The organism is Streptococcus mitis (genome assembly GCF_009496205.1).
In the GTDB taxonomy this organism is placed as follows: domain Bacteria; phylum Bacillota; class Bacilli; order Lactobacillales; family Streptococcaceae; genus Streptococcus; species Streptococcus mitis_BN.
In genome coordinates this window covers 1-12,283 of sequence record NZ_WIJO01000058.1, presented here as the reverse complement: position 1 = coordinate 12,283, position 12,283 = coordinate 1, and the positions used below count along the sequence as shown (strand labels likewise).

Annotated in this window: 7 protein-coding genes and 4 pseudogenes; 3 read left to right on the top strand and 8 right to left on the bottom strand. The window is 30.6% G+C overall.

The features are described 5' to 3' along the window. From GEZ85_RS08665 to GEZ85_RS08650, 5 genes and pseudogenes are all read right to left on the bottom strand, one after another. Positions 1–903: pseudogene (locus tag GEZ85_RS08665) on the bottom strand (hypothetical protein); the annotation flags it as partial. Positions 904–913: 10 nt separating this feature from the next. Beyond that, positions 914–1,960, bottom strand: a complete 1,047-nt coding sequence (locus GEZ85_RS08660; protein WP_153210052.1) for an RNA helicase — start codon at positions 1,958–1,960, stop codon at positions 914–916. Continuing rightward, complete coding sequence (locus tag GEZ85_RS10415; protein ID WP_228113630.1) at positions 1,942–2,862, bottom strand: ATP-dependent nuclease; 921 nt, start codon at positions 2,860–2,862, stop codon at positions 1,942–1,944. The genes GEZ85_RS08660 and GEZ85_RS10415 overlap by 19 nt, the downstream gene beginning before the upstream one ends. Positions 2,863–2,925: 63 nt before the next feature. Then, positions 2,926–3,531, bottom strand: a complete 606-nt coding sequence (locus GEZ85_RS10410; protein WP_228113629.1) for an ATP-binding protein — start codon at positions 3,529–3,531, stop codon at positions 2,926–2,928. 711 nt (positions 3,532–4,242) lie between these two features. Then, a pseudogene (locus GEZ85_RS08650) lies at positions 4,243–4,681 on the bottom strand (helix-turn-helix domain-containing protein). A gap of 361 nt (positions 4,682–5,042) precedes the next feature. Here GEZ85_RS08650 and GEZ85_RS10245 point away from each other — a divergent pair. Next, the gene (locus GEZ85_RS10245) at positions 5,043–7,349 is read left to right on the top strand and encodes a hypothetical protein (RefSeq protein WP_194251545.1); all 2,307 of its coding nucleotides are present in this window, start codon (positions 5,043–5,045) and stop codon (positions 7,347–7,349) included. On the opposite strand, the gene GEZ85_RS08640 is transcribed toward GEZ85_RS10245, so the two are convergent. Beyond that, on the bottom strand, positions 7,330–8,280 hold the full coding sequence (locus GEZ85_RS08640) for an ATP-grasp domain-containing protein (RefSeq protein WP_153214830.1): 951 nt from the start codon (positions 8,278–8,280) through the stop codon (positions 7,330–7,332). The two genes, GEZ85_RS10245 and GEZ85_RS08640, sit on opposite strands and share 20 nt — an antisense overlap. Before the next feature lie 89 nt (positions 8,281–8,369). Here GEZ85_RS08640 and GEZ85_RS08635 point away from each other — a divergent pair, with 89 nt between their 5' ends. Continuing rightward, on the top strand, positions 8,370–9,266 hold the full coding sequence (locus GEZ85_RS08635; RefSeq protein ID WP_153210192.1) for a tyrosine-type recombinase/integrase: 897 nt from the start codon (positions 8,370–8,372) through the stop codon (positions 9,264–9,266). Positions 9,267–9,749: 483 nt separating this feature from the next. On the opposite strand, the gene GEZ85_RS08630 is transcribed toward GEZ85_RS08635, so the two are convergent. Continuing rightward, positions 9,750–10,871 (bottom strand): N-acetylmuramoyl-L-alanine amidase family protein, encoded by a 1,122-nt coding sequence (locus GEZ85_RS08630; RefSeq protein WP_153210191.1) that lies wholly within the window; start codon positions 10,869–10,871, stop codon positions 9,750–9,752. A 12-nt stretch (positions 10,872–10,883) separates the two neighbouring features. After that, positions 10,884–12,104 (bottom strand): annotated as a pseudogene (locus GEZ85_RS08625) (caspase family protein). 110 nt (positions 12,105–12,214) lie between these two features. Here GEZ85_RS08625 and GEZ85_RS08620 point away from each other — a divergent pair. Then, a pseudogene (locus GEZ85_RS08620) lies at positions 12,215–12,283 on the top strand (transposase); the annotation flags it as partial.

Sequence of the window (12,283 nt, the reverse complement as noted above, 5' to 3'; positions counted from 1 at the left end):
AGAAAGCGGAAACACAAATACCATATCTGTACGATAAACTATTTCGTCAAATTTTTCAAAAAAATAATCCGATAGATTCAAAAAATATTTTTCAAGAATATCCAAGTCTAAATCTGCAGTATCTATTGAATCATCCCATTTCCTTATAATTTCAATCAAAGAATCAATTCCTTTTTCATGTTTTGCAAGATGTATGATATACTTTTCTGCAATTAGGAGCTTTAAATAATATTTCAAATCACTTATCGCTTGTTCCTCTGCCACTAGTTTTCCTTCTGTTGTTGGGTTATCAAATGGTTTTGGTTCCTGCCTATTTTCAAATATAGATAGGTACAAACCTCTATTACGATTGATTGCAATCTCTAAAGGTCGCAAAAAGTGCTTATGAGGTATGCTAATCGGCTCAATTTTTGTTTTATCAGAGATTGTAACTTTATTATCTAATATCTGACTAGCATTAATGCTATTTTTTTCAACAATCAATTGTAGTTTGCTGAAAGAAATATCTACTCCATCTGTTAAAAAAATCACAGGTAGTGTTGTTTCTTGTATTTGTTCAATAATAGGATGATCTTTTAATTCTTCAGGAATGAAAACACAGCCTAAAGGAGTTTGTTTAATTAAATCTATAATACCCTCTGTATTCTTAATTAACAGCTCTATGTTTATGTATTCCGTAATATAATTTGGTTCTTCAACAAATGAGGATAGAGGCCAAGGAAGAACTAACTCTTCAAAACTTTTAGGTATATGAGCAACTAAATACCTTGATTGAGTATGAGTCACAATGTTCCTATTAAAACGATAGGAGAATGTGTCTCTCTCAATAAAATTTGGATTATCATGATTATTTGTAGTTAAAAAATAACTTACAAATGGTATGTTTAAAAACTGTTCTGTCATAATATTTCCTTTACTTTATCTTCTTATAATCAATGATATCTTTTTGATTTACAAAATATAGGTTTCCCCTCGTACGTGTACACGCAACATAAAATTTACTTTTGGTTTGTGAAGAAAGTTCATTCAAGCGATCAGCTGCGAATAATTTATATGTTGTTTGATTTAATACTACACAAACATTGTCATATTCAGAGCCTTTACTATCCCCCCAATTCTGACTCTTGCAATCATAATCATAAGATTTTTGATAAAAAAGTTTCATAACGTTATCATTTGTCATTATTGATTCTATTTTATCCTTTGAGTCTATGAGAATAATTTCGGCAGGAAGCTTTTCTTCTCGCTGTGATAAAATTTCAATAGCTAAATTATCAACAATAAAGTCACAAACTATTTTTGGACAACGATAACTTTTTGATAAACTTGACAAATCAATTTCATATCCTGAATCAGAAAGAACTTTTATCCAATTCTCAAAACTCGAATGGATCCCTTTTCCTTTATTAGCTCGCCTTGAAGTACTAAAGGTTTTTTGATAAAAATCTCCAAATAAAAATACTTCTGCATTAAGATTACTTAAACTTAAAAGCCAATCAAAATCATCTGACTCAAAATCCTGACACTCATCTACATAAATACAATCAAAAAATTTATCAATTCTATCCAAATATGAATTATCAAATCCAATCTCTTTCCTCTTATAAATTACTGAACCCCTTAATAGAGATTTAGAAAGTTGATTCTGAACAATTCTTCCAGTATTATCTATAGTAGTGTTATCAAATTTCCATTGAGGCTCATAATCAAAATTTATTCCTTTTGGTCGTTTCCCTAAATATGGCACTAAGCAAAAACTATATAGAAACTCAAAAACACCAAAAATAAAAGTAGACTCAGGGATGAAGCTAAATTTGTCAATCAACTTTTCTCTGATTGTATTCTGGTTCGTCTCTGTATACGTAAGTATAAGATTTCTTTTTTGAGGATTAATACTTTCAATTATTTTAGTTGTTTTGCCACTTCCAGCAACGGCATGAATTAATCTTTTATTATCCATTCAATCGCCTCTTTAATGTAATCAGGTATAATAAATTCGTCACTTCTATGATCAGTCTCCATTTTTTCTAGTAATCGCAATGCAAATTCAGCCTTCTCCCTAAGCATATATCCTAATAAATCTTTAGATTTAGTTAAACCAAAAGAATCTAACAAATCCTTGTTATTATTATAAATACATAATTCAAATGTTCGATTAGCATTATCTAAATCAGAGGAAACTTTTATATTTTGGAATTGTTGATAAGAACTATATTTTGACTGTACTTTACTTTCATAATCACCATCGTTATCCGTTATAACTGCTACTTTTTTATCAGTAAAGTTGGTTGCAATTTCTAAATACCTCTCAAAACTTAATCCATCTACAGAAATAATTGATACATTAAATTCTTCAGGCTTTTTGGAGTGGAGTATTTCGAAAAACTTCTCTACTAAAATATACTCAGCATTCCCCTCAACAAGAATTATCTTCTTACCTAGAGAGAAGTTCAATAAATTTTGATTAGTAGATTTTTTGAAAAATCTTACAGTATCTTTTTTCAAACCTTTAAGTTTAGATATCTGACCATTATCTAAAAAAAGAAGATTATCTACACCCAATCTTGAAGCAATCATATTTGAATGAGTCCCAATAAAAACTTGAACACCTGTTTTTGAACTTAGCATTCTAACTAATTTTTGGAGGTTTTGGAAGCTCAAATGATTCTCAGGTTCCTCAATAAGTAGTATTTTAACCGTTTCCTTGAGATGACTGTATGCATTTTCAACACCTAATAATACTTTTTCTCCTTGACCTAAATTTTTTATATCTACACCATTTTTTACAGCTGATACTGAATTTCTAAATGAATTTTCTGATTCGTCAAAATGAAGTTGGAATTCTGAAGCATTCTCCTTCAACAGTTCATCCTTCCTTAAAGTCTTTAAAAAATTAAATGAATTTATCCTGTATTGATGATTAACTTATGCTCTATTTTCAGCTGATATATTTTCTAAATACACCTCATGGATGCGTTTTTGAATTTCTTGTTGTGTATCAATAAGACTTGTATTTATTATCGAATGTAGAAACTTATACGGTTTATTATACGAGGAGTAGGGTTTCCCTGAAAATGTCAAAAATTCAACTCTATAGAACTCAAATGGAAAGACTGTCCAGTTACTATCATTTAAGACAGAAGTAATTTCAGATATATAATCTTGATCGGGAATTATTTTTAATGAAAGTCCAAAAGCTTTGATTTTTTGAGAGTTATGCTTTCCTTCAATATTGAAGTTAGAGGAAATTTCAGTACATAATTCATCAAAATAAATTTCGACAAAGGCCTCAGGAAGCTGATTGATATCCTTTGTTCCCATAAAATCTAAAATCGCTTCTTGATTAATGATACTAGCCAAACTACTTCTCTCAATCTGACTATGACTTCCACTCAGCACTAATCCAACAGCATACAATAACGTCGACTTTCCTGCACCATTCTCTCCAACGAAAATGTTAACTTCTGAGTTACAAATAAAATCAACTCTTTTATAACGTTTAAAATTTTGTAAAATTATCCTAGAAATCATACATATCTCCTAACATTGATTAGCATAACATGCTCAATAAAATTATATCACACTAGTGATAAATTGTACTTAATCACTACCTTTAATAACCAATAACTCCTTAAATATATCTCTTCCTTACATCTTGAAAAATTTTTGACATAATTGTTGCATAATAAAGTAACTGGAGTTTTATCTTATGTTTTCTAGTATTCGTCTTAAAGAACGTAGAATACCCAAACTGAACTCTCCAACCTATTAAAAATCAATAGAGCTTCATACAACAACCTATTTTGAATCAGGATATAAGATTATGCTCCCTATCTTCAGCTCTCTTCAAAAAATTAAGATAAGGTTGATGAGTACGCAGGGAATTACTTCAAACACAACAATCACATGATAAGGTTGTGACACGTTTTCCTGTAGAAGTGTTCTATGATGTTTCTCTTTCTACTGGTCTTGGAGAATCTCTCTTTGATGAATAGTGGGTGCTGCGCTCGAAAACTATCACCCTCAATAATGATTATATTGCCCTGAAACTCTTTGAGCTTGATGCAATGGATAGTTTTCTTTATAGTTCGCTAAGAAAGAAAACTACTGGATTTTGTCTCATTTTCTTGCCTTTCGTCAGTGTGTGAATATTGCAAGCTAAGGCACGGGCAAACTCCTCCTCATTATATCATAAAAACTCATTAAGCTACTATTCGATTTTCTGGTGTTTTCTAGTATGATCTAAATACCATCCAAGTAGTCTCTGTAACGCTCCAGCTCTTCTAAAGTAGTCAACAGATAAATGTTGGTATTTACCATATCAGATAAGGCACCACTCATTACAATTCAGTGATTGCTCTCATTATTAAAGACGAGGTTCTGGCTATCTTGATAACAATAGTGATGAGTTAGGAGATTTGTTCAACGTTTCTTAACAATCTCTTTTTTTAAAGTCAGTTTATAATCTTCCCACTGGATTTAATATTTTTTCTTTCCCAACAATATTCACATACGATACATTGATTTTTTGGCAAATTTTGTCTATTAATTCTGTTGAAATTAAACTTGTTCCCTTTTCATAACTGCTAAGGCTATTTGTTGAAATGCCTACAATTCGTGCAAATTCTGGACGTGTCAGGTCATGTTCCTTTCGTGTGGATTTTATATTGTTTCCAATCATGGTATGCTTCTTTTACTCGATAATACTATTATAACATTTAGAAATTAAAAAACAGATTCTAAATCAATAGAACGTATAATTCTAAAATTAGAATTTTTCATGATAATTCTATAAAATGTTGCTTTTCTAATAAACTTGTACTTATTTCCTTCAAACTACACAAATATCTCCTTGTTGTAAGTGTGTAATTGAATCAAAAGTATTAGATATAATTTCAAAACAGAGTTTTAAGCTATAGTTGGCGAATACTATAGTTTGCTATTTAATTCTAACTAAAAAATCATTATATAAATCAAACTGTTAAAGATGAATTTATGGTATACTAGTGATAATAAATAGTTATCGGTAGGAAAATAAAAATATGGAATTTATAAATCGTAGAGATGAACTAGAAAAAATACAAAATGAATATAAACAACATTTAAAAACAGGTAAAAGTCAAGTTTATATTATTAGAGCGAATTCAGGTATAGGGAAGTCGGAGTTTATAAAAGAAACTATAAAACATTTTTCACAAACTCCTATTGAGATTCTTCATTTAGATGACACTGAAAACTCTTCTACATTTAGACGTTTTGTAATTGAGTTAGATAAAGTAAGCCAGTTCTATGGGTATCTTGATTTTAAAGCATTCTATACTAAAAAAATTAATAGTTCAAAGGCCCTGCAACTACTATTAAAAATGTCTTCTTTTTTTGGTCAAGCTTTTATTGGAATGGTATCTAAAGAAAATGGCTTAGAATCTATAATCTCTGAAGTAAATTTGCCTTCTTTAATACCTGATCCTAGAGAATACGAAACTTTTATTTTAAAAGCTCAAACTGAGAATCTATTTGAATACGCAAAATATGTACTAGATCATGAAAATTTATATTTCAATTTTCCAAACGCCTCAGTAATTGATCAAGAATCACTCGATTTATTGAATAAATTGAGTGAAAAATCTGAAGGAAGTCTATTCATTTTTGAGTGTGCAGATAAAAAAGTTGAAAATAGTTTTAAAAATAGTCGCAACATAATATTGAGGACATATCAATTAGAAAAACTCTCCGATGAGCACATTAAACTATACATAAATATTTTGTCAAATCAGTTAGCATTACAAGCTGAACAAATTAATTTTACAACTTTACAGGATTCTATAAGAAAAGGAGATTTATCGGAAATCTCTTTAATACTAAAAGATTTTTCTGAGCGTTTGAAGGAAGATAAGGCTTCCAAATTACAGAGCATTTACCAGATTATTGAAAATATTTCTCAAACTCAATTAGTATTCTTACTTTTTGTATTCTACACAAAGAGAAAATTATCACTTACGGATTTAAGAGAAATCATGTTAGAGACTGATAAAACTTTTTCCCAAGAAGATATCGATTTTCTTCTTGAAAAAGGGCTATTAGACCAAGTTGAAAACTTCGTTTTTCTATCAAACTCTGTATCAGAAGTAATTAGACAAGAAACCTATTTCAAAAAAGAGAAAACATTTGTTGGCTCAATTCTCATCAGATTTCTTAACTTAAAGCTATCTCAAACAAATGAATTTGTTTATTTAGATACTCTTGTTGATTACTATATTTGTTCAAAATTTTTCTTACAAATTAAATTAATATTACCTAAGATACAGGAACGTTTATTAAACTTTGATTCACAACAAGGTCGTAAAGAGTATTTCGAAATTTTTTATTTAAATAGGCAGAGATTTATCGAGAAAGATAGTTCCTTCGCACTGTCGCTAGCTAAAATAGCCTATGATGCAAATTTATACTATGAGGCACTAGAGTTTATCAATCTTTCAACAGAAGTTACGGCAGACATAGTATTTGCCAAGTCCTTAATTTTAAATCGTTGTGAATATTTTCCTGAATCCATTAAATACATTCAGGAAAATATTATGAATCTTAGTGAACAAAGCTCACAATTTTTCAAACTATCATTGATTAAACTAATGAACTTAATACAATTAGAACGTAGAGATGAGGCTAAAACAATCTTTGAAAATATTAAATTACAAGTAGATAATCCGTACTACCCGTATTTAATTAGAATTTCAAATGTATTTGAGCTTAGCTTTTCTGAACGACTAAGGAAAGTTGAGGAAATTTCAGGTAGAATTTATAGTCTAGAAAATGCAGAATTCTCTGGTCTAAATGCTATTTACTTGTCTTACTTGTATGCGGTCAATGATAAAATTAATGATGCAGAGGAGCAATTAAATAAAGCCAGAGATTTTTTTGGAGACAGCCTTATTTACAATCATATGATTCTTCATAACGAAGCCACCATTAAATTCCATAATAATGATATTGATAACTCTATCCCAGAACTGCTCAATAATGCTAAGCTAACTGCATATGATCAATATGATTTACTCGCAATTTATAATAATTTACTAGTTTACTATATTCTAAGCGACCAAATAGCAGATATTAATTGTCAAATGCTTGTGTATGAATTAGAAGATTTGTTAAACGAGACAGGTTTTAAAAGATTTATTGATAAAATTTATTATAACCTCTGCCATTATTATTATAGAATGTACAATTCTGAAAAGGTCGAAATGTACTGTAATAAACTAGCTGATAATCAAATCAAAAACTTCTCAGATTATAAAATGAAGTTAATGTATGAAACTTCGTGGAAACTCCCCCTTAATTTAAATGATGAGTAAAGAGTGTTTGTATCATTTCATCGTACGTATAGCCATTTATGTTGAATGTTTTAGGCACAACAGATTTTGGATATAACCCAGGATTAGCATTGATCTCTATTAGATAAAATTCTGCATTTTTTATTCGACCATCTACTCGTATCAATTTATTTGGAGACAAGTTCTTATAAAGTTGCTTTAAGTTGATAATATCTTTGTCGCTTAAATAGCAACTTTTTTCGATTTCTACACCGATTTTTTGTTTAATTTCTGAGGTATAAGCCTGATACTTGAATTCACTATATTCTGGAAAAATAAGTTCAACTTCTTCAAAAAATAGCTTTCCTTTATTTTCCAAAATAGTAATAGCTACTTCTCTTCCTTCAATGTATTCCTCTACTAGAATACCATCAAAGTCCTTCATTAATTGTTTGAGGGCCATATCTGCCTGTTCCATATTTTCAACAATAGAGTTTTGTGTAATTCCTATTGATTCTGATTCATAGTTCGGTTTAATAATAATTGGATATTCAAAGTTCGCTAAAATTTCTTTAGTGTATGAATGAGCAAATACTAACAAACTTTTTGGGACTTTTATACCAAAATTTTCTGCAAATTTCTCTGTCATAAATTTATCTTGACATAAAACTTGTACATATGGGTCTGGGTTGAAATATTTAATTTTATAATTTTCACAAAATGCTGGGACACTCATGTTTCTAATTCGACTGTTATAGCCAAAATCAAAATTTAACACAAAATCGTCTAGGTGATTAAAAACACTTTTTTTGAATCTCTCAAAATTATCGTAAAATATGATTTCATCAATAAATTTAGAAAAACTTTTATAGAGAATATCTCTCAATTCATTGCGAGTGTATTCTCTGTTTTCGATAATTTTTGTTTGAATGGATGAATCTGGATTGACATTTAAAATGACTACTAATCTCATAATTTCTCCTACCGATAACTATTTATTATCACTATACAAAGCACTCAAATAGGTTTATAATAGCATGATTATTGATAAAGGAGATTTTTATGGATTATAAACTTATTTCTAATTACTTAGATTATTGCAAAACTCATAAGCGTTTGAGTTCACACACGATTCGCGCTTATAAGAATGATCTTATGCAATTTTATAACTCAGACTATGATAATGTCGAATCCTATATAGAACACTTGACACAATCTAACATAAAAACGAATACATTAAGAAGAAAAATTGCTTGTATGAAGGTGTTTTATAACTATCTAAAATACCAGAACATAATTGAAGAGAACCCCTTCAATCAATTGCGTTTTCAATTTAGAACTGAAAAAATATTGCCTAAAACGATTCCGTATGACATTCTGAAAAGTATTTTTTTATATTTAGAGCAGAGAGTAGTTCTATCTAAAACTGATTATCAAAAACAACACGCTGAAAGAAATCTACTAATTATTTCACTTTTACTTTCAACAGGCATCAGAATTTCTGAACTTTGCCACATTCATCTCAAAGATATTAATCTTTCCAATAAGACACTCCATATTATAGGAAAGGGTAAGAAAGAACGTATCCTATTTTTAGGAGATCAAAAAACATTCAATTTATTAGAAACATATATAAATAAAACAAGAAATGAATCCAATGATTTCTTGTTCCCAGGGAAACATTCACTTAAACCATTGTCAGAGCAAAGTGTACGTTTAGTAATAAAGAGAATCGTTGAACAAAATAACTTTTCTAGAACTATTACACCGCATATGTTTAGACATAGCTTTGCGACAATGCTTCTAGATAGTGATGTAGATATTCGATATATTCAACAAATTCTTGGACATAGTTCTATATCAATCACACAAATCTATACTCACGTATCTCATTCAAAACAAAAAGAAATACTTAGTTCTTTTAATCCCGTATCAGTAATTCATTCTGAAATCGAGTAAGAGACATTTCCAAAGTCTACAGTTCACTTCATCTTAAATTAATTTTTGTAGTTCGACTTTAGTTAATAGTTTTATACTCAACAAAAGCAAAAAACATATAAAACTTCACTTTGAATCAGCATTTATACTATATTCCGTATTAAGAACTCCATAATTGTTTTTCTAAAATACATCTTTCAAATATCCTTAAATATAATAAAAAGAGATGGGCAAAATCTCAATTCCTGAAGAAAATGGAGTAAATCTTCCCACAAGAAAACGCATAATTTCAAGTTTTTCAACACCTGAGACTATGCCTTTTTCTTATTTTTAAGACTCTTTGCCTATCATTTCACTTACTAGTAAGGTTCACAATAAGTTTAATCTTTGTACGCAGATTGTTAGCAATAAAGAAAAAATTCCAAATTTCTAATCTCCTTTATTCTATATTCATTAACTAAAAAAGAAAACCTACCTTCTCAGTAGATTTTCTCTGTTTAAAATTTATTGCCAAGCGCCACTGGCATCTACATAGTAACCATCAGGTGTGTAGGTATTGTGAAGCATCTTACCTGATGAAGCAAGGTAGTACCAAGATCCACTATCTTTTACCCATCCTGTTGCCATAGAACCTGAGTTGTTTAGATAATACCAAGATCCACTATCTTTGATCCAACCTGTCGCCATAGAACCTGAGTTGTTTAGATAATACCAAGATCCACTATCTTTGATCCAACCTGTCGCCATAGAACCTGAGTCATTTAGGTAATACCAAGAGTTATTATCATATAGCCAATTGCTAGCAATCATGGCTCCTGATGATTTAAAGGCATACCAGTTGCTACCTTGATAGAGCCAAGTTTGATTGAACATGACTCCTTTATCATTCATAAAGTACCAAGTTCCCTTATCCTTAACCCAAGCATTCTGAACTAATTGGCCTTGTTTTTGATAGTACCAGTTTTGGTCTGATCTTAGCCAGCTAGCAGTTTCAAAGATTGGAGAAAGTTTTACATATGATCCACTGCTATTATATTGCCGAGTAATCTTTCCTGGTTTGATTAAATTAAGAGTTCCATCCTCACGCCAAGCAACAACAGATTTTCCTGATGTTACAGTTGGGAGCGTTGCAATATAAGACTCATTTACAGAATCCCATGAACTTTCTAAAATTTGGTCACCATTTAAAACAAAGTAGCCACTCTTAGCAGTATCTGAATCAACATCGTCAACTACTTTAGTCGACCAAGTCTTCACTTCATTTCCACTCTTAGCTTCTACTACAATATCCCCACGATATCCATAAGGAATATAAAAGTGTAAAAAACGTCCCTTATCTTCAGTTTTAGATACAGTTCTTTCCTCCGCTAAGAAGTTAGTATTTTGTTTTTCTCCATTCAATCTAACTGTCCATTCGATTTCGCTAGTACTAGGTAAATCTAACACTTTAATATTTACTTCATATCCATTATTAATCTTGCTGACTTTCCCATTCTCGTATCGAATTCCACCTTTGAAAGCCCAGTCTTCTTTAAGTTCAAATGCCTTTCCTGCTTGAGGTAGAGTCAATAAAACTAAACCTGCCAAAGACAAACTAAATAGTGTAATTTTTTTTGATACTTTCATTTTATCGCCCCCTTATTTCTTAAATAACACAAATTGACTGTTGTCTGGATAAACTTCAATATGCTGGTTAGAATTTTGTTTCAAAACTTGTTCACGAGAGTATGTATACAATTCATTTAATGTGATTCTGCGATTATAATTTTGGTCTGCTGCTAAAGATACTTGTGAATTCTGTAGAGGATTCCATCCTGAACCTAAAGACCAATATTTAGTCGCTAAACTTAATGATCCACCACTAGAGTATTCTGCACCTCTTGATGAGCATAATACTAAAAATTTAGAGTCAATCATCTCACCTGATTTTTCGTCACCATTCATATTAGAAAATCCTGATACAAACTCATCCGTATCAAAATATTCCGTAGAAGCTGCTTCATTGGCCTCACCTTTATTATCTTTAGAAATAATTGTTCCAGCATGACAACAATCCAACATAACAACAAATTTACCTTTGTATTGTTTCAAAATGGACGCCAATTCCCAACCAGAAAATGCTGTTTTATCACTACCAATATAGATTCTTCCATCTCTTCCTCCATGACAAGTAAAGTAAAGATAGTTCACATCACTTTCGGTAGAAGATTCAAATAGTTCTTGCATTTTTGCAATAATCTCAGCTTTTGTTTTATCTGGGAAGCGAACAACTTCGCTAAAGTTTTGGTTGCTAAATACCTTTTCCATCGCATTAACATCTGCGATAGGTACTGCTGGAGTAGATGTTTCACCAAGAACTAAAGCCCGACGATTGATATTTCGGCTTTCGCCACTATTAGCAAAGAAATAGGTATCATCTCCTATATTGTGCCAACCAACTTGCATATCCCCACTGCTAGATAAATAGTATTGTTTGCCATTGATAGTCTGTAGTCCCGTTTGCATTACACCGCTAGTATTTAAATAGTACCAGCTACCAGAAACCCAACACCATCCAGTTTTCATAGCACCGCTATCATCTAGATAATACCATTTCCCATATTCTTTAATCCAACCTGTCTTCATCCAACCTTCACTATCAAAATAGTACCAGGTGCTACCTATTTTTTCCCATCCATTTGTAGTATAAGAACCATCAGAATGTTTATACCACCAACGGCTACCAGATTTTATCCAACTTCCACTTGACTTACTATAAGTCGTTTGAGAGGATTATTCTTGAGCAGAAACTGGATTATTTGCTGGCAGAGATGCGACTAAGCTTAATAAAGCAACTGTTGACAATAAAATTTTTTTCATGATATTATTGTCCTTTCTATTTCATTTTTGTATAATCATATCATAAATAAAAAATGAACTGCACCCCAAAAGTTAGACAGAAAAAATCTAACTTTTGGGGTGTTTTTATTATGAAATTAACTTATGATGATAAAGTTCAGATCTATGAACTTAGAAAACAAGGATATAGCTTAGAGAAG

What these genes read in the sequence shown, in the direction of transcription:
- GEZ85_RS08660 (WP_153210052.1), bottom strand. Translation starts at nt 1,960, where the DNA reads ATGGATAATAAAAGATTAATTCATGCCGTTGCTGGAAGTGGCAAAACA.
- GEZ85_RS10410 (WP_228113629.1), bottom strand. Translation starts at nt 3,531, where the DNA reads ATGATTTCTAGGATAATTTTACAAAATTTTAAACGTTATAAAAGAGTT.
- GEZ85_RS10245 (WP_194251545.1), top strand. Translation starts at nt 5,043, where the DNA reads ATGGAATTTATAAATCGTAGAGATGAACTAGAAAAAATACAAAATGAA.
- GEZ85_RS08640 (WP_153214830.1), bottom strand. Translation starts at nt 8,280, where the DNA reads ATGAGATTAGTAGTCATTTTAAATGTCAATCCAGATTCATCCATTCAA.
- GEZ85_RS08635 (WP_153210192.1), top strand. Translation starts at nt 8,370, where the DNA reads ATGGATTATAAACTTATTTCTAATTACTTAGATTATTGCAAAACTCAT.
- GEZ85_RS08630 (WP_153210191.1), bottom strand. Translation starts at nt 10,871, where the DNA reads ATGAAAGTATCAAAAAAAATTACACTATTTAGTTTGTCTTTGGCAGGT.